A 16,822-nucleotide genomic window follows, 5' to 3' on the forward strand; every position below is an offset into this window, starting at 1 on the left:
GGTGTGGTCCGTGGTCCGTGCGGCAGGAGTTGAACCTGCGACCCTCTGGTCCCAAACCAGATGCGCTACCAGGCTGCGCCACACACGGAAGAAAAACAAAAGAAGCCTGCCCGCGCTTCCATTTCGGTTGTGTCCTCACGCGACGGGCCGCGCGCTGGGCGCGGCCCCGTCAAACGTCGCTGCACAGGAGTGATCAACTCATGCACATCCCGCCAGACCGTCGACGCGGCAATTTCTGGCGGTGGGGTGAAGGCACACCCGAAATGGAAAGCGGCAAAACAAAAAGGCCCGGAACCTTGCGGTGTCCGGGCCTCTTTGCGAGAGAGCTTGAGAGATGCGCGCCTACGCGCGACCTCCACCCGGGGGCACCTGATGAGCCTCGAACTGACCACCCACGCGCAGACGGGCTGCGGCTTGGGTGGCGTACGCGGTGTTCAGATGCGAAGACAACGACAGGGGCGACGGCATGTCGAAACCATGGCAGAACCCGACGCGCACGAGCGGTCGGCCCGAGGCGGGTCGAATGCTGGTGAGAGTCAGTGCGGTGTTCACGATGGTTCCTGGTCAAAAATTGCCGCTGTCGGCTGTAAGGGGTTGGAAAAAAGGGACGGCTGGTGCCGTGAATTGGAGGCAACTGTAAAGAGTGTTTACGGCGACGTCAACAACCGGGACAATCTTTTCTTGTCTTGTTGTTGTTTTTGAACAGTGCCCCATACCACCGTCGCGCGCCGCCGCAATGCGCTTGTGCTGCATCGCCGCTTTCTCGAGGACGCCGTCGCGGCGGGCCTGCCCGCCAAGGGGCTCGACCAGGCCTTTGCACGCAAGATCGAAATCTCTCCGAGCATGTGGAGCCAGATCAAGAGTGCGCGGCCCATCGGCGACAAGCTCGCACGGCAGATCGAACGGCACTGCGACGTGGCCGCCGGTTGGCTCGACGAAGACAACACACCGCCTTCAGAAGCACCGCCCGATGCGGCAGAAGAACGCTTCGTGGCCGCTGCGCGTGAAGCGTGGCAACAGGCCAATGCGAAGGGCAAGCGGGAACTCAGCGGCTGGCTGAAGAAGCACGCGCAGGAGAAGAAGGCGCTCGAGCCTGCCACCGGCCCTGCGCCGGCGCCCTAGCCTTGCTCAGGCCTTCAGGCCTTGCCAGCGGGCTCGGCAGCAGCCAGCGCCGGTGCATCGCGCACGATGGCCGCACGCATGTCGTCCGGCACGGCGATGGCGCGGTGGGTGTCGAGCGAGGTCGTCACCAGCACCTGCCGCACCTGCATGCGCACCTCGCCCGAGGTGGGCTCGAAGCAACGCAACGCAAGCGTGATCGAGCGCGAGCCCAGCTGCGCGACCGAGAGGCCGAGCATCACGCGGTCGCCCATGCGGCTCACGGCGCGAAAGTCGGCGTCGAGCTTCACGGTCGGCAGGCCGACGCGGCGCTCGCCGATGAGTGCGTGGTAGCCCACGCCGAGCCCGTCGCTCACCCAGTCTTCGACCAGGCCGTTGAGCATCACGAAGTACTGCGGATAGAAGACGATGCCCGCCGGGTCGCAGTCAGAAAAGCGGATCAGGCGCGGGCGCTGGAACTCCACACCACCACCGCCCCCGCCGCTCATGCGCGCGCTTCCTCGCCCGCGCCGTCGCCGCGCATCACGTGCACGCGCAGCAGGCCGAGCTGGCTGTGCATCTGCTTGACGGTCTTCATGTCCAGGCCCGAGAACATCTCGAGAATCCACTGCTCGTGCTCGGTGGCCATCGCTTCGAAGGCGGTGCGGCCGGTGGGCGTGAGGCTCACGATCCAGGCGCGACGGTCGTCGGGACTGGGGGCGCGCGCCACCACGCCTTCGCGTTCGAGCTCGTCGGTCAGGCCGGTGACGTTGCCGCCGGTCACCATCAGGTAGCGCGACAGCACGCGCATCTTCAGGCCGTCTTTGTAGCGGTACAGCTGGGCCATGTAGTCGAAGCGCGCCAGCGAGATGCCGAAGCGCTCGCGCAGCCGGCGCCGTATCTCGGCCTCGATCTGCGTGGTGCTCGCGAGCATGCGCAGCCACAGCTTGAGCATGGCGTGGTCTTCATGGCCGGCGCGACCTTCGTGGCCGAGTTCTTCGGCGTCGCTCAGCACGGCATGCGAGGCATCGTTGCGGTTCATGTGACTTCTCCTCCGGAAACGGAGATCGATTGGCCGGTGACCGACGCGGCACCGTCGCCGCACAGCCAGCGCACGGCATCGGCCACTTCGGCGGGCTGCACGATGCGCTTTTGCGGGTTCACGCTGGAGAACTCGGCCAGCGCATCAGCTTCGCTGCGGCCGGTCTTGCCGACCACGTTGGCGACGCTGTTGCGCAGGATGTCGGTGTCGGTGTAGCCCGGGCACACGGCGTTCACGGTGATGCCCTTGCGCGCCACTTCGAGCGCCAGCGAACGCGTGAGGCCGATCACGCCGTGCTTGGCGGCGGTGTAGGCCGACACGTAGGCGTAGCCCTTCTGCCCTGCCGTGCTGGCGATGTTGACGATGCGGCCCCAGCCGGCGTCGAGCATGTCGGGCAGCGCGGCTTGCGCGCACAAAAAGCTGCCGGTGAGGTTGACCGACAGCATGCGCTGCCACAGCTCGACCGAGGTCTTCAGGAACGGCGCGCTCTCGGCGGCGCCCGCGTTGTTGACCAGCACGGTCACCGCCCCGCGCTCGGCCCGCGCCTGCGCAAAGGCCGACTGCACGGCCTGCGGGTCGGCCACGTCGGCCGCCACCACACCGTGGCCGCTGCCCGCGAGGGTCTCGGCCACGCGCTGCAGGGCCTGCGCATCGCGGCCCAACAGGGTCAGCTTGGCGCCCTGGGCGGCAAGGGTGCGGGCGATCTCTGCGCCGATGCCGCGAGCGGCGCCGGTGACGAGGGCATGACGGCCAGTGAGCGAATTTGTGTGCATACCTGAATGGTTTAGTTCTGAATCATTTTAGCCGTTTGCGCCCCGAGGTGGTGCTACCGCATGAAACGGCCACCGTTGAGGTCGAGCGTCGCCCCGGTCGTGAAGGCCGCGGCCGGCGAGGCCAGGTAGACGACGGCGGCGGCCACCTCGTCGGCCAGCCCGAAGCGGCCGAGCGGGATGCCGGCCTTCAGCGCCTGCTGCCGCTCGGGCGGCAGCGCCGCGAGCGCGGGGCTGTCGATGGCGGCGGGTGCCAGCGCGTTCACGGTCACGCCGTGCGGCGCCAGTTCCTGCGCAAAGGCACGCGTCAGCGCCAGCAGGCCGGCCTTGCTGGCCGCGTAGTGCACACCGGTGGCGCTGCTGACCTGCTGCCCCGCCAGCGAGGCCAGGTTGACGATGCGGCCCGCGCCACGTGCGCGCATGTGGCGTCCCGCGATGCGACAACCGAAGAAGCTGCCGCGCAGGTTGATGGCGAGCACGTCGTCCCACTCGGCGGGCGTGATGTCCCACAGCGACGTGGTCGGCGTGCGCGCCGCGTTGTTGACCAGGATGTCGACCGCGCCGAAGTGCGCCACCGCCTGCGCGAAGCGGTCGTTGAAGGCCTGCTCGTCGCGCACGTCGAGCGGCAGCGCGAGGCCGTTCACCTCGGCGGCAACGGCCTGGGCGTTGGCTTCGTCGATATCGGCCAGCGCCACGCGCGCACCGGCCTGCGCGAGCCCGCGCGCGATGGCCGCGCCCAGCCCCTGCCCCGCGCCGGTCACGAAGGCCACGCGGCCTGCCAGCGGAAGCATTGCGGTGTGCGTCATCAGGCCTTCGCGGGCCGACCGTCCCAGGTCTGCGGCCCCACGCCGCGCTCGCGCAGCTTGAACTTCTGCACCTTGCCGTTCTCGGTGCGCGGCAGGTCGGGCAGCAGGTCGATGTAGCGCGGCACCGCGAAGTACGGCAGGCGGCCTTCGCAGAAGCGCGCCAGCTCGGCCGGGTCGATGACCACGCCGTCGCGCGCGACCAGCGCGGCCATCACCTCGTCTTCGGCCAGCTCGGAGCGCACGGGGTACACCGCGCACGAGGCCACGCCGGGGTGGCTCAGCAGCACCTGCTCGACCTCGAAGGACGAGATGTTCTCGCCGCGCCGGCGGATCGCGTCCTTGATGCGGTCGACAAAGCGGAACGCGCCGTCGGCATCGCGCACCACGCGGTCGCCCGTGTGGAACCACAGGTTGCGCCAGGCCTCGACGGTCTTCTCGGGCATGTGGAAGTAGCCGCTGGCAAAGGCATAGGGCTCGTCCGCACGCAGCAGCAGTTCGCCGGCCTCGCCGGGCGGCAGCGGCACGTCGTCTTCGTCGGCCACGCAGGCCTGGAAGCCGGGGCGCAACCAGCCCATGACACCGCCGCGCGGCGAATCGGGCGCGGTGGCGATCGCGAAGTTGGTTTCGGTCGAGCCGTAGCCTTCGAGCAGCGACACGCCCGTGCGCGCCAGGAAGGCCTGCCCCGCCGCCACAGGCACGCCGGGCCCGAGGCCGGTGCGCACGCGGTGGTGGCGCTCGCCCTCGCCTTCGGGCTGCGCCAGCAGGATGGGCACCATGGCGCCGAGCAGGTAGACCACGGTCGCGCCGTTGGCGCGCATCGCCGGCCAGAAGCCCGAGGCGGAGAAGCGCGATTCGAACACCACCTCGGCCCCGGTGAGCGCGGCCTGCGCGAAGGTGTTGAGTGCGTTGATGTGAAACAGCGGCAGCGTCGTGCACAGCACGTCGTCGCGGCCGACGCCGAGCACCTCGGCGCTGTTCACGCCCCACCAGAAGTACTGCGCCTGCGGGCAGATGACGCCCTTGGCCGGGCCCGTGGTGCCCGAGGTGTAGAGGATGGCGAGCGGGTCGCCCGGCTGCACCGTGGCGGGCGGCAGCGCCTGCGCGCCCGCCGGGTAGGCCGACACGCGCACGCCGGCGGGCGGCGTCCACGGCGCTTCGCCCTTGTCGATGGCGCCGACCACCCACACCTCGCGCAGCGCCGTGCGGGCCAGGTCGGCCGTCGCCAGCCGCTCCAGAAAGCCCGCCTCGATCACCAGCAGCTTCGCCTCGCTGTTCGCGAGGAAGTATTCGATCTGCGGCCCCATCGACGCGGTGTTGACCGGGACGACCGACGCGCCGAGCCAGCCAGCCCCGAGGAAGGTGTCGAGAAACTCGATGCGGTTGCCGCACATCACGGCGATGCGGTCGCCGCGCGCCACGCCGTGCTGTGCGAGCGCACCGGCACGCGTGGCCGCGGCATCGGCCGCATCGGCATGCGTCCATTGCCGGCCCGCGATGCGCAGCAGCGGTCGGCTGCCGAACAGCGCCGCCTGCCGCTGCAGCATGGCGGGCAGCGTGCGCTGCGCCGGCGGCACCGCGCGCGGGTCACTCGTCATCGTGCGTGCCTCCGCCGAGGTAGGTGGCCTGTACGCGCGGGTCGCTGGCCAGTTCGGCCGACGCGCCCGAGAGCGCGATCTCGCCCGTCTCGAGCACATAGCCTTCGTCGGAGCTTTCGAGCGCGGCGCGCGCGTTCTGCTCCACCAGCAGGATCGACACGCCGTCGTCGCGCAGCTTGCGCACGATGGTGAGGATGTCGCGCACGATGAGCGGCGCCAGGCCCAGGCTGGGCTCGTCGAGCATCAGCAGGCGCGGCGCCGACATGAGCGCGCGGCCCACCGCCAGCATCTGCCGCTCGCCGCCCGAGAGCGTGTCGGCGCGTTGCGCGCGGCGCTCCGCCAAGCGCGGAAAGCGGTCGTACACCGACTGCAGCTGCCGCTTCATCGCGTCGCCGCGCAGCCGCCTGGCGTAGGCGCCGAGCTGCAGGTTGTCGAGCACGGTGAGTTCGCCGAACAGTTCGCGCCGCTCGGGCACGAGGCACAGGCCGCGCTCCACGCGCGACTCCACGTCCAGGCCCTGCAGGTCTTCGCCTTCGAAGCGCAGCGTGCCCTTGCACGGCAGCAGGCCCATGGCCGCGGCCAGCAGCGTGGTCTTGCCCGCGCCGTTGGGGCCGATCACCGAGATGATCTGGCCCGGCTGAACGTCGAGCGACACGCCGCGCACCGCCTCGACCTGCCCGTATGACACATGCAGGTCGCCAATCTCCAGCATCGCGGTCATACGACGCTCCCGAGGTAAGCCGCCTGCACACGCTCGTCGGCGCGCACCGCCGACGGCACGCCCTCCACGAGCTTGGAGCCGAAGTTCATCACCACCAAACGGTCCACCAGTTTCATCACGAAGTCCATGTCGTGTTCGACAATCAGGATGGTCACGCCCTCCTCGCGCAGCTTGCGCAGCAGGTCGCCCAAGGCCATCTTTTCCTTGCGGCGCAGGCCGGCCGCGGGCTCGTCGAGCACGAGCAGCACGGGGTCGGCGGCCAGCGCGCGCGCAATCTCCAGGATGCGCTGCGTGCCCAGCGGCAGGCTGCCCGCAAGCTCGTTCGCGCGGTCACCCAGGCCGATACGGTCGAGCTGGCGCTGCGCCTCCTGCAGGATCTGGTTTTCTTCCGTGCGGTCCAGCCGCAGGCCCGCCTTCAGGATGCCCGAGCGCGTGCGCGAATGCGCGCCCAGCGCCACGTTGTCGAGCAGGCTCATGTGCGGGCGCAGCTTCACGTGCTGGAAGGTGCGCGCCAGCCCGAGCCGCGCCACCGCGCGCTGCGGCATGCCGGCGATGTCGTGTTCGAGAAAGCGCACCTGGCCCGCGCTCATCGGCAGCGTGCAGGTCAGCAGGTTGAACATGGTCGACTTGCCCGCGCCGTTGGGCCCGATGAGGCCGACGATCTCGCCCGCCTTGACGTCGAAGCTCACGTCGTTCACCGCCACCAGCCCGCCGAAGCGCTTGACCACGCCATTGACCGACAGCACCGGCGTGCCGCGCAACGGCAACTGCCGGTGCGGCAGCGGCTCGACCGGCGCACCGGCGTACCGCGAGGCGCCCTGCGTCGTGCCGCGCCGACGCGTCCAGCGCCGCAGCAGGCCCATCACGCCGCCGCGCGCAAAGTGCAGCAGCAGGATGAAGAGCGCCGCGAAGGCCACGGCCTCCAGCTGCCCCGCGCGCTGCGTGAGCATCGGCAGCACGTCCTGCAGGCCGTTCTTCAGCACCAGCACCAGGGCCGCGCCCACGAGCGCACCCGAGAGCTGGCCGAGCCCGCCGGCCACCGCCATCAGCAGGTACTCGATGCTCATGCGCACGTCGAAGGGCGACGGGCTCACGAAGCGGTTCATGTGCGCATAGAGCCATCCCGCCAGCCCCGCGAACAGCGCCGCCGTGACGAACAGCGACAGCCGCACGCGGTACGCATCCGCCCCCACGCTTGCCAGCAGCGTGGCGCCGCCGCGCAGCCCGCGAATCGCGCGGCCGGGGCGCGACTGCAGCAGGTTGTGGCTGAACAGGCAGGCCAGCCCGACCACAACCCAGATCAGGTAGTACATCGCGCGCGGATCGGCCAGCGACCAGCCGCCGATCTGCAGCGCCGGAATGTTCGACAGGCCCGTGTGCCGCCCGAGCGCATCGACGTTGCCGAACAGCATGGCGATCGACAGCCCCCAGGCGATGGTGCTCAGCGGCAGAAAGTGCCCGCCCAGGCGCAAGGTGAGCATGCCGATGGCCAGCGCCGACAGGCCTGTGAGCAGCAGCGCGAACAGCAGCCCCAGCCATGGCGACAGGCCCTGCGCGGTGGTGAGCCACGCCGTGGCATAGGCCGCGATGCCCACGAAGGCCGCCTGCCCGAACGAGGTGGCACCGCCCACGCCGGTGAGCAGCACGAGGCCCAGCGCCACCAGCGCGCCGATGCCGATGTCGTTCAGCAGCGAGACCGTGAAGCTGCCCGCCACGGCCGGCACCAAGGCCAGCACGACGATCACGCCCGCGATCCACGCCATGCGTTTCGTGTTGCCGTTCATTGGTCCACCTCGTCTTCTTCCTCTTCCGAATGAGCCGCCATGAAGGAGCGCAGCATGAGCACCGGGATCAGCAGGCTGAACACGATCACGTCTTTGAGTGCGCCGCTCCAGAACGACGCAAAACTCTCGACCACGCCGACCGCCAGCGCGCCGATGGCCGTCATCGGGTAGCTCACGAGCCCGCCGATGATCGCGGCCACGAAGGCCTTCAGGCCGATGATGAAACCCGAGTCGTAGTACATGGTGGTCACCGGCGCAATCAGCACGCCGATGAGCCCCGCCAGCAGCGAGGCGCAGCCGTAGGCCAGCAGCGCGGTGCGCACCGGCCGGATGCCGACCAGCCGCGCACCCACGCGGTTCACGGCCGTGGCGCGCAGCGCCTTGCCCGCCACCGTGCGCTCGAACACCAGGAAGAACAGCCCGCTCAGCACGACGGCCGCGCCCACCATCAGCACCACCTGGCCGCTGACCGTGAAGCCGTCGCCCAGCGTGAACACCGCGCTCGTGAGCGGCGTGGTGCGCGAGCCTTCAGGCCCGAAGAACAGCAGGCCCAGGCCCGACAGCAGGAAGTGCAGCGCGAGCGACACGATCAGCAGCACCAGCACCGAGGCATCGGCGATCGGCTGGAACACCACGCGCGCCAGCAGCGGCGCGAGGGGCACCACCAGCAGCACCGCCACCGCGATGTGCACGGCCACCGGCACGCCGGGCCGCGCCGCCAGCCAGGCGAGCACGCACGGAATGGCGGGCAGCACGCCCCACATGAGCACCGCCTTCGGTATGCGCGCGGTCTCGCCGCGCCGCAGCAGGCTGCCGACTTCGGTGGCCAGCGCCAGCGCGGCCAGCACCGCGACCATGCCGATGGTCGGCGGCACGCGGCCGGTTTCGAAGGCCGCCAGCGACAGCGCGGCAAAGGCCGCGATGTCGCCGAACGGCACGAACACCACCCGCGTGACCGAGAAGATCAGCACCAGCCCGAGGCCGGCGAGCAGATAGACGGCACCGTTGGCCAGGCCGTCGGTGACGAGGATCAGCGCCACGTCCCAGTTCATAGAAAAACCTCTGTCGGAGTCATCGTTGTCGTTGTCGTGAAGGGAAACGGGAGATTCAAGGGGCGAGCTTCCATTGGCCGTTGTCGAGCTTGACGATCACGCGGGCGCGCTCGTCCACGCCGTACAGGCTGCCGGGCTTGAAGGTGTAGACGCCGTGCGTGCCGACCACTTCCTTGGTGCTGAAGATGGCGTCGCGCAGCGCCACGCGGAACTCGGGCGTGCCCGGCTCGGCCTTCTTCATGGCGCGCGAGGCGGCATCGACGAACACCAGCCAGCCGTCGAACGAGTAGGCCGAGAAGGCGTCGCTCGTGGGGGCGTTGTTGACCTTCTGGAACACGGCGCGGAAGTCGGTCGCGATCTTCTTGGTCGGGTAGTCGGCCGGCAGCTGCTCGGCCACGATCACCGGGCCCGTGGGCATCAGCGCGTTCTGGCCGGCTGCGCCGACCACGCGCACGAAGTCGGGGTTGATGAGGCCGTGCTGGCCGTACACGCCGCCCTTGAAGCCGCGCTCCTGCAGCGCCAGGAACGGCAGCGCGCCCGGCGTGCCGGCGCCGCCGGTCATCACCGCGTCGGGGCGCAGCGCCACGATCTTCAGCACCTGGCCCGTCACCGACGAATCGCCGCGCGCATAGCGCTCGTTGCTCACCACCTTGATGCCGGCGGCGGGCGCGGCCTTGTTGAGGGCCTCGTACACCAGGTCGCCCCAGGCGTCGGAGAAACCGATGTAGCCCACGGTCTTGACGTTGTTGCGCTTCATGCGCTCGACCACCGCATCGATCATGAGCTGCGTGGGCTGCGCCACCGTCATGACCCACGGGTTCTCGTTCGGGTCGAGCAGGATGGGCGTGAGGCCGATCATCGGCGTCCTGGCTTCCTTGCCCACCTGCGCCATCGCAATGGCCGACGGCACGCCCGAGGTGCCCATGAGCACGTCGACCTTTTCGTCCTCGATGAGCTTGCGCGCGTTGCGCCCGGCCGTGGTCGGGTCGGAGCCGTCGTCGAGCACCACGAGCTGGATCTTGCGACCGTTGACCTCGCCCTTGTAGGCCAGCGCGGCCTGCATGCCCTTGGCGTACGGCACGCCCAGCGAGGAGTTGGGCCCCGACAGCGACACGCTGAGACCGACCTTGAGGTCGGCCGCCAGTGCGCTCGCCACACCACAGGCGGTCAGCGCTGCGGCGAGGGCACCGCGCGTCAAGGTCTGCATCAGGTTCTTCATGTCGTAGCTCCAGTGAGGAAGGATGGAAGGAACAGAAACTCAGATGAACAACTGGATCGCGGGCAACGCGCGCGTGGCGTTGAGCAGGTCGATGCGCTTCTCGCGGATGGACCAGCCCGTGGGGGTGCGAATGAGGTGGTGGCGGGCGGTGCCACTCAGCAGAATCTGGTCGTCGCCGCGCGCCTCGACGTAGAGGAAGGGCGTGCGCAGGCGAACTTCGTCTGCGGCTTCTTCCTCGATGCGCGAAGGCTGCAGCACATGCTGGCTGTGGCTGGCCGGATGCTGCGAATGGGCGCGCGGGTTCTTCAGCCGCTCCACGCGCAGCTGCAGCAGCAGCCGGTCTTCGTAGGCCAGCGAGTTGTGCGAGAACGGATCGGCCTGCGCCGCGCCGAGCAGCGGCACCCAGTAGTGGCCGCCGTCGGCGAACAGGGCCAGCCAGTCGTCGAAGCGGCGCTCGTCGAGCAAGCCGGCCTCGTGGGCGATGAAGTCGCGCGGATCGTTCATGCCGCAGCCTCCACCGTCATCGCCTTCGCCCACGCGCGGAACTGGTTGCGCATGAGCAGCTCGTTGGTGCCGTTGGTGGTCACCGTGGCCTGCTGCGTCTCGGCCGGGTCGTGGTTGCGGTGCAGGCTGATCCATTCGTTGCCGCCCGCGCGCAGGCCCTGCTGGATGCTCTCGAACAGGTGCACGTCGTCGTGCGCGACCACCGACATGGGCGAGAACACGAGCCGGTTGTAACTCATGGCGCGCTCGAACAAGAGCGCGGGCGCACCGGCCGCGCGGAAGCTCCAGGCCTCGATGAGCGTGCGGTTGGCCGCCAGCGGGCGGATCACGCGGATGGCCTGCGGCGAGCCCTTGACCGACAGGCTCGGGTACAGCACCGAGTTCTGCGGCGAGCGCTGCAGGATGTCGGTGGCGCGTTCCACGCCGTGCGCGGCCTGCATCGCGGCCTCGTACTCGGGCAGCTGCGCGTAGTTGGAGTGGATGCTGAAGTTCACGCCCAGCACGCTGTGGCCGTTGGCAAACACGCGCCCGCCCATCTTGTCGAAGAACTCGTAGCCCGAGCCGAAGGGCAATATCTGCTCCATCGCCATCGGCTTGGGGTCAGTGGGCGCATGCCCTTCCCACAGGGCCTCAGCGGCCTTGGTGGCCGACTCGTGCGTCGACATCGGGTGCACCGTGTCGTTGATGTTCTCCAGGTACATCTTCCAGTTGCAATGAACGATGTTGCGCAGCACGCCGCCGCCCACGGTGAGCTTGCCCTCGGGCGAGCGGTCGACCATGTTGTCGAGCGCGCCGAGCACCTCGCCGAAGTAGTCTTCGAACGACGGGCCCGTGTCCGCGAGGCGCACGAACACGAAGTCTCGGTACACCTTCACGTGCTTCACCACCGGCAGCCCCTGCCCCGACTCGCAGGCCTTGAGCTGCGTGCCCTCGTAGCCGTTCTTCAGCGGCAGGCCCAGCGGCGCGCCGTCGAGCTTGTAGGTCCAGGCGTGGTACGGGCAGCGAAAGAAGCGGCCGGTGTTGCCGCTCTCGTCGGTCACGAGTTGCGTGCCCTTGTGGGCGCAGCGGTTGTACATGACGTGCACCGCGCCGTCGGGCTGGCGCACCATGAGCAGCGGCCGGCCCGCGATCTCCTGCGTGACGAAATCTCCCGCCTCCGGCACCTGGCTCGCGTGGCCCAGGAAGACCCAGGTGTTGGCGAACAGGCGCTCCTGCTCCAGCGCGAACAGCTCGTCGCTGAGGTACAGGTCGCGGTGCACCCGGTCGTCGCGGACCAGCGCCGCGACGAGATCGGGGCGGTTGCGATAGGTGGTCATGGCGGTGGGCTCCGACTACACCGGGATCAGGGAACCAACTTCCACTGGCCCTTGTTCATCTGCACGATCACCACGCCGCGCTGGTCCGAGCCGTAGCGGTCGTCGGGCTTGAAGGTGTAGATGCCGTGCGTGCCGACCAGCTCCTTCGTGCCCACGATGGCATCGCGCAGCGCCGTGCGGTACTGGGGCGTGCCGGGCTCGCCCTTGGTGCGCGAGGCCGCATCGGCCAGCAGCAGGTAGGCGTCGTAGGTGTACGACGAGAACGCATCGGTGGGCACTGCGCCGTTCACCTTCTGGTAGGCGTTGCGAAAGCCCATCGCGACCTTCTTGATGGGGTTGCTGTCGGGCAGCTGGTCGGCCACCAGCACCGGGCCGCTGGGCACCTGCAGGCCGTCGATGGATGCACCGCCCACGCGCACGAAGTCGGCATTGATGAGGCCGTGCGTGCCGTAGATCTTGCCCTTGTAGCCGCGCTCGGCCAGTGCCAGGTAGGGCAGCGCGCCCGGCGTGCCGGAGTTGCCCGCGAACACCGCATCGGGCCGCGCCGCGACGATCTTCAGGATCTGCCCCGCCACCGACGAATCGCTGCGCGCATAGCGCTCGTTCGCCACCACCTTGATGCCGGCGGTGGCTGCGCTCTTCATGAGCGAGTCGTAGGCCAGGTCGCCCAGTGCGTCCGAAAACCCGATGAAGGCGACCGTCTTCACGCCCGACTTCTGCATGCGCTCGACCACGCCCGCCACCATGAGCGGGAACGGCTGCGACACGGTGACGGTCCATGCGCCTTCCGCGCCCGGAATGGTCACGGGCGTGGGCGAGATGAGCGGCGTGTTGAGTTCGCGCGCCACCGAGGCGATGGCCATCGCGCCCGGCACGCCCGAGGTGCCGATGAGCACGTCGACCTTGTCTTCCGTCACCAGCTTGCGCGCGTTGCGCCCGGCCGTGGTCGGGTCGGATGCATCGTCGAGCACGATGAGCTGCACCTTGCGCCCGCCGATCTCGGGCCGCTCGGCGATGGCCGCGCGGATGCCCTTCTCGTACGGCACGCCCAGCGCCGCGACAGGCCCCGAGAGCGAGCTGATGAAGCCGATCTTGAGGTCTGCTGCCGCGGCACCGAAGGTGGTGAAGGCGGCCAGCAGCGCGAGGCCAAGGCGGGAGATTTTCTTCATGGGAACTTCCTCTGCGGGGGTTGGAATGGGGACGAGGGACGGTCAGTAGCGCAAGGTGCGGCGCGATTCGAGGTCGGCATCGACCTGCGCGGGCGTGAGCCGCTCCGGCTTGCATTCGAAGCGCTCGAACAGCGCGAGCTGGTCCGCATAATGGCGATCGCGCACGCCGGCGGGGCTCACGAAGCCGCTCTGCCCCGGCGCCGCGACCGAGCACATGTCGAGCGCACCCGGGCGCAGCACGACGCGGTAGTTGAGCGTGCCGCGGTTCATGTAGGGGCTGACCTCGGGCTCGTCGCCCGCGGCGGCCCACGGCACGCCGATGGCGTTGATGCGCGAGAAGCGGTGGCGCACCACGGGCGTGGTCCACGCGGCCATGTCGGGCCCGAGGCGGGTGCGCAGCTCGCCCACCGCATCGGTCAGCGCCGCGCGCACCATCGTGCGCGGGTCTTGCCCGTTGAAGAAGTCGTGGCGCTGCGGCACGCCCGACGCCGGGCCGCTCAGCGCGTTCCACAGCAGCTTGGCCACGGCCGCGGGCTGCGCGCTGCCCGGCGAACCGCGCGGCGTGAGCGTGGGGTAGCCGAGGTTGGCGTAGGTCGCGAACACGGCCGGCGGCAGGTCGTCGGCCAGCAGGCGCCGCGACATCGCACCCAGCCACGCGCGCAGCACGGTGGTGGCGCGGTTGTCGTAGACCTCGCCGCCCGGGGCGACGCGGTTCTTCAGGTCCCAGTTCGCGAGCAGGTCGGCCGCCCGGCGCACCGGGTCGCCGGCCGGCAGGCCCTTCGCCGCGTCGGCGATGAGGGGCACGAAGTAGCGCGCGTTCAGGTCAGCCAATGCCGCGCCCTGGCTCACGCGCCAGACCTCGTCGGCGCCCAGCTTGGCCGTGCCCTGCAGCTGCGCGTGGATTTCGGCGACGCGGTCGACGTGCGAGAAGTTCGCGCCGTCCGCGCGCAGGCCTTCGGCGATCTGGTTGTTCCAGCTCGCGAGGTAGCCCTGCACGGGGTTGTAGGCGCGCGGGTTGGCGCTGAACGGCAGGCTGCCCTGCCACTCCATGCTGCCGTCGCCGCGCGCGGGAAAGCGGATGTCCTGCGTGGCCGGGCGGCGCGGCATGCGGCCCAGGCCGACGGCGCCGATGTTGCCCGCCACGTCGGCATAGAACCAGGTGATGGACGCGGCGACGCGCTCGCCCTGCGCAAGAAAGCCCGACCAGTCGCGCGCCCGTGCGGCATGCGCCCAGCCGAGCATGGTCTCGACCTCGCGGCCCTGCCAGGTGCTGCGCGCGGTGTAGGCGCGGCCGTTGTCCACGTCCCAGCTCTGCACGAAGCCATGCACCGTGGCGTAGATGTCCACGCTCTGCGGCGCGGCGCCCTTCACGCGGATGACGTCGGTGCGCCGGGTCATCGGGCGGTAGGCGCCGTCGTACCGGTACTCGTAGCGGTTGGCCGGGTTCAGCGTTTCCTGGTAGATGTCGTTGGTGTCGAGCGAGCCCACCGTCGACCCCCAGGCGATGGTGCCGTTGGTGCCGAACAGCACCGGCAGCAGGCCGATGGGCGTGAGGCCCGTGAGGTCGTAGCCCGCGCCGTGCAGGCCGATGCCGTGCACGAACGACGGGTTGTTGAAGCCCTGCTGCGGGCCGTTGTACAGGACGGCCACGCCTTCCTTGGTGCGCGAGGGGCCGAGCACCCAGGCGTTGCTGGCGGTCGGCATGCCTTCGGTGGCGGCCAGGCCCATGCGGGCGACCTGCGTGGCGCGAAAGTCGGCCGCGGCCTGCGCGGAGACCGGCGCGAGCGCGGCGTCGCCGGGCTCGGCGCGTGCCAGCTTGTTGGGGCTGCCGCGCGGCACGATGGTCGGTGCGGTCGGGTCTTCGAGCCAGCGCAGCTGCTCGTAGAGCTGCAGGCCGGCGACGTCGCCGCGCGCGGCCTTGAGTTGGTTGAGCAGCGAGAGGTTCGCGACCTCGGCGGTGCCCGCGAAGAAGCGGTTGAGGATCAGGCCGATCCAGACCATGGCCACGTCGTCGGCGGTCCAGGGCGCCGGCTCGAAGCCGTTGTCGATGAACTCGCGCGGCATCAGCTTTGCGCGGTCGGCCAGCACGTCGCGGATGCGCGCATTGACGCCCGCGGCGTAGCCTTCGAACAGGGCGCGGTCGTCGGCGCTCAACGCATCGATCTGGCGGCGGATCGACACCGGATCGATGTTGGAGCGCGTCGCCTTGTCGGTCGCCACGAACTCGGCCCCCAGCACCTCGGCCACGCTGCCGTTGCCCGAGCGCCGCGCCATCTCCAGCTGGTAGAGCCGGTCTTCCGCGACGGCATAGCCGAAGCCGTGGAACAGACCGCGCGTGTCGCTGGCGTAGACGTGCGGCACGCCGTAGCGGTCGCGCTTGATGGTGACTTCGCCGCTGCTACCAGGTGCAGTCGCGGCGCAGCCGGCCAGCAGCGCGGCGGCGAACAGGACGGTGCCGGTCGCGCGCCGGCGACGTGAAGAGCGAAGAAGCGGGTGCATGGGGTGGGTGCCGTTCATCGGGTCAACGGGCGGGCGCTCAGGGAACCAGCTTCCACTGGCCCTTCTCGAGCTTCACGACGACGCGCGAACGCTCGTCCGAGCCGTAGCGGTCGGTCGGCTTGAAGTTGTAGACCGAGTGCGTGCCCACCAGCTCCTTGGTGCTCACGATGGCGTCGCGCAGCGCCAGGCGGAACTGCGGCGTGCCGGGCTCGGCCTTGGTGGCGAGTGCGCGCTGGGCCGCGTCGAGGTACACCAGCCAGGCATCGAAGGTGTAGGCCGAGAAGGCGTCGGTCGGCGGTGCGCCGTTGGCCTTCTGGTACGCCGCGCGGAAGTCCATCGACACCTTGCGGATCGGGTTGTCGGCGGGCAGCTGCTCGGCCACGATCACCGGACCCGTGGGAGCCAGCAGGCCTTCGACCGACGCACCACCCACGCGCACGAAGTCGGGGTTGATGAGCGCGTGCATGCCGTAGATCTGGCCCTTGTAGCCGCGCTCCGCGAGCGCCAGGTAGGGCAACGCGCCGGGCGTGCCCGAAGTGCCGGTGATCACCGCGTCGGGGCGCAGCGCCACGATCTTCAGCACCTGGCCCGTCACCGACGAATCGCCGCGCGCATAGCGCTCGTTCGACACGATCTTGATGCCGGCCGGCTCGGCGCTCTTTTGCAGCGCGCCGTACACCAGGTCGCCCCAGGCGTCGGAAAAACCGATGTAGCCGACCGTCTTCACGCCCGACTTCTTCATGCGCTCGACCACCGCGCTCACCATGAGCGGTGCGGGCTGGGGCAGCGTGACCATCCACGCGCCCTCGTCACCCGGCAGGTTGGCGTTGGCGATGGAGATCAGCGGCGTTTTTGTTTCGCGCGCCACGCCGGCAATGGCCAGCGCACCGGGCGAGCCGGCCGTGCCGATGATGACGTCGACCTTGTCCTCGTCGATCATCTTGCGTGCATTGCGCGCGGCCGTGGTCGGGTCGGACGCGTCGTCGAGCTGCACCAGCTGGATCTTGCGGCCGCCGAGTTCGGCCTTGTAGGCGAGCGCGGCCTTCATGCCCTTTTCGTACGGAATGCCGAGCGACGACACCGGCCCCGACAGCGACGTGATGAAACCGACCTTGAGATCGGCGGCCCAGGCGCCGGTGGCGCTCAGTGCGCCGAGGCCCGCGACAACGGCCGCGAGGGTGCGAATTCGGTTCATGACTTTCATGGCGGTGCTCCAGAGGTGATGTTTTTGAACGGAACGGAACGAA

16 protein-coding genes and 1 tRNA gene are annotated in these 16,822 nt (G+C 69.6%); 2 read left to right on the top strand and 15 right to left on the bottom strand.

Annotation, left to right across the window (positions count from 1 at the left end):
- Positions 1-11: 11 nt before the first annotated feature.
- Positions 12-88: transfer RNA gene (locus CLU95_RS07055), tRNA-Pro, on the bottom strand.
- 284 nt (positions 89-372) lie between these two features.
- Between CLU95_RS07055 and CLU95_RS30600 the strand changes: the two genes are divergently transcribed.
- A complete protein-coding gene (locus tag CLU95_RS30600) occupies positions 373-702 on the top strand; it encodes a hypothetical protein (protein ID WP_143605972.1) in 330 nt (109 codons plus the stop codon).
- A gap of 3 nt (positions 703-705) precedes the next feature.
- The gene (locus CLU95_RS07060) at positions 706-1,122 is read left to right on the top strand and encodes a hypothetical protein (protein ID WP_099791709.1); all 417 of its coding nucleotides are present in this window, start codon (positions 706-708) and stop codon (positions 1,120-1,122) included.
- A 14-nt stretch (positions 1,123-1,136) separates the two neighbouring features.
- Here the strand turns inward: CLU95_RS07060 and CLU95_RS07065 are convergent, their stop codons facing one another.
- From CLU95_RS07065 to CLU95_RS07130, 14 genes are read right to left on the bottom strand one after another with little or no spacing between them, the layout of a single operon-like run.
- Positions 1,137-1,607, bottom strand: coding sequence for an acyl-CoA thioesterase (locus CLU95_RS07065; protein WP_099791711.1), 471 nt, complete (start codon positions 1,605-1,607; stop codon positions 1,137-1,139).
- The gene (locus tag CLU95_RS07070) at positions 1,604-2,140 is read right to left on the bottom strand and encodes a MarR family winged helix-turn-helix transcriptional regulator (RefSeq protein WP_099791713.1); all 537 of its coding nucleotides are present in this window, start codon (positions 2,138-2,140) and stop codon (positions 1,604-1,606) included. The genes CLU95_RS07065 and CLU95_RS07070 overlap by 4 nt, the downstream gene beginning before the upstream one ends.
- A complete protein-coding gene (locus tag CLU95_RS07075; protein WP_099791715.1) occupies positions 2,137-2,913 on the bottom strand; it encodes an SDR family NAD(P)-dependent oxidoreductase in 777 nt (258 codons plus the stop codon). The genes CLU95_RS07070 and CLU95_RS07075 overlap by 4 nt, the downstream gene beginning before the upstream one ends.
- 53 nt (positions 2,914-2,966) lie before the next feature.
- Entirely contained in the window at positions 2,967-3,701 is a 735-nt protein-coding gene (locus CLU95_RS07080; protein ID WP_099797148.1) for an SDR family NAD(P)-dependent oxidoreductase, read from the bottom strand.
- Positions 3,702-3,715: 14 nt separating this feature from the next.
- Positions 3,716-5,311 (bottom strand): ATP-dependent acyl-CoA ligase, encoded by a 1,596-nt coding sequence (locus tag CLU95_RS07085; protein ID WP_099791717.1) that lies wholly within the window; start codon positions 5,309-5,311, stop codon positions 3,716-3,718.
- Entirely contained in the window at positions 5,301-6,032 is a 732-nt protein-coding gene (locus tag CLU95_RS07090; RefSeq protein WP_099791719.1) for an ABC transporter ATP-binding protein, read from the bottom strand. The genes CLU95_RS07085 and CLU95_RS07090 overlap by 11 nt, the downstream gene beginning before the upstream one ends.
- The gene (locus tag CLU95_RS07095; protein WP_099791721.1) at positions 6,029-7,816 is read right to left on the bottom strand and encodes a branched-chain amino acid ABC transporter ATP-binding protein/permease; all 1,788 of its coding nucleotides are present in this window, start codon (positions 7,814-7,816) and stop codon (positions 6,029-6,031) included. The genes CLU95_RS07090 and CLU95_RS07095 overlap by 4 nt, the downstream gene beginning before the upstream one ends.
- Complete coding sequence (locus tag CLU95_RS07100) at positions 7,813-8,868, bottom strand: branched-chain amino acid ABC transporter permease (RefSeq protein WP_099791723.1); 1,056 nt, start codon at positions 8,866-8,868, stop codon at positions 7,813-7,815. Before CLU95_RS07100 ends, CLU95_RS07095 begins: the two co-directional genes overlap by 4 nt.
- Before the next feature lie 55 nt (positions 8,869-8,923).
- Positions 8,924-10,087, bottom strand: a complete 1,164-nt coding sequence (locus tag CLU95_RS07105) for an ABC transporter substrate-binding protein (protein WP_099791725.1) — start codon at positions 10,085-10,087, stop codon at positions 8,924-8,926.
- Between the two features lie 39 nt (positions 10,088-10,126).
- Positions 10,127-10,591 (bottom strand): aromatic-ring-hydroxylating dioxygenase subunit beta, encoded by a 465-nt coding sequence (locus tag CLU95_RS07110; protein WP_099791727.1) that lies wholly within the window; start codon positions 10,589-10,591, stop codon positions 10,127-10,129.
- Positions 10,588-11,907, bottom strand: a complete 1,320-nt coding sequence (locus CLU95_RS07115; protein ID WP_099791729.1) for an aromatic ring-hydroxylating dioxygenase subunit alpha — start codon at positions 11,905-11,907, stop codon at positions 10,588-10,590. Before CLU95_RS07115 ends, CLU95_RS07110 begins: the two co-directional genes overlap by 4 nt.
- Positions 11,908-11,933: 26 nt before the next feature.
- A complete protein-coding gene (locus tag CLU95_RS07120; protein ID WP_099791731.1) occupies positions 11,934-13,076 on the bottom strand; it encodes an ABC transporter substrate-binding protein in 1,143 nt (380 codons plus the stop codon).
- 42 nt (positions 13,077-13,118) lie between these two features.
- The gene (locus CLU95_RS07125; RefSeq protein ID WP_099797149.1) at positions 13,119-15,575 is read right to left on the bottom strand and encodes a penicillin acylase family protein; all 2,457 of its coding nucleotides are present in this window, start codon (positions 15,573-15,575) and stop codon (positions 13,119-13,121) included.
- A gap of 37 nt (positions 15,576-15,612) precedes the next feature.
- Positions 15,613-16,779, bottom strand: coding sequence for an ABC transporter substrate-binding protein (locus tag CLU95_RS07130; protein ID WP_099791733.1), 1,167 nt, complete (start codon positions 16,777-16,779; stop codon positions 15,613-15,615).
- Positions 16,780-16,822 lie beyond the last annotated feature (43 nt).

The sequence above is a fragment of the Variovorax sp. 54 genome, assembly GCF_002754375.1.
Lineage (GTDB): Bacteria > Pseudomonadota > Gammaproteobacteria > Burkholderiales > Burkholderiaceae_C > Variovorax.

Bases quoted from the DNA above. Each gene is read 5' to 3' on its own strand.
- CLU95_RS07105 (WP_099791725.1), bottom strand. From the start codon at position 10,087: ATGAAGAACCTGATGCAGACCTTGACGCGCGGTGCCCTCGCCGCAGCG.
- CLU95_RS07090 (WP_099791719.1), bottom strand. From the start codon at position 6,032: ATGACCGCGATGCTGGAGATTGGCGACCTGCATGTGTCATACGGGCAG.
- CLU95_RS07130 (WP_099791733.1), bottom strand. From the start codon at position 16,779: ATGAAAGTCATGAACCGAATTCGCACCCTCGCGGCCGTTGTCGCGGGC.
- CLU95_RS07075 (WP_099791715.1), bottom strand. From the start codon at position 2,913: ATGCACACAAATTCGCTCACTGGCCGTCATGCCCTCGTCACCGGCGCC.
- CLU95_RS07065 (WP_099791711.1), bottom strand. From the start codon at position 1,607: ATGAGCGGCGGGGGCGGTGGTGGTGTGGAGTTCCAGCGCCCGCGCCTG.
- CLU95_RS30600 (WP_143605972.1), top strand. From the start codon at position 373: ATGAGCCTCGAACTGACCACCCACGCGCAGACGGGCTGCGGCTTGGGT.
- CLU95_RS07100 (WP_099791723.1), bottom strand. From the start codon at position 8,868: ATGAACTGGGACGTGGCGCTGATCCTCGTCACCGACGGCCTGGCCAAC.
- CLU95_RS07070 (WP_099791713.1), bottom strand. From the start codon at position 2,140: ATGAACCGCAACGATGCCTCGCATGCCGTGCTGAGCGACGCCGAAGAA.
- CLU95_RS07110 (WP_099791727.1), bottom strand. From the start codon at position 10,591: ATGAACGATCCGCGCGACTTCATCGCCCACGAGGCCGGCTTGCTCGAC.
- CLU95_RS07120 (WP_099791731.1), bottom strand. From the start codon at position 13,076: ATGAAGAAAATCTCCCGCCTTGGCCTCGCGCTGCTGGCCGCCTTCACC.
- CLU95_RS07085 (WP_099791717.1), bottom strand. From the start codon at position 5,311: ATGACGAGTGACCCGCGCGCGGTGCCGCCGGCGCAGCGCACGCTGCCC.
- CLU95_RS07125 (WP_099797149.1), bottom strand. From the start codon at position 15,575: ATGCACCCGCTTCTTCGCTCTTCACGTCGCCGGCGCGCGACCGGCACC.
- CLU95_RS07080 (WP_099797148.1), bottom strand. From the start codon at position 3,701: ATGCTTCCGCTGGCAGGCCGCGTGGCCTTCGTGACCGGCGCGGGGCAG.
- CLU95_RS07115 (WP_099791729.1), bottom strand. From the start codon at position 11,907: ATGACCACCTATCGCAACCGCCCCGATCTCGTCGCGGCGCTGGTCCGC.
- CLU95_RS07095 (WP_099791721.1), bottom strand. From the start codon at position 7,816: ATGAACGGCAACACGAAACGCATGGCGTGGATCGCGGGCGTGATCGTC.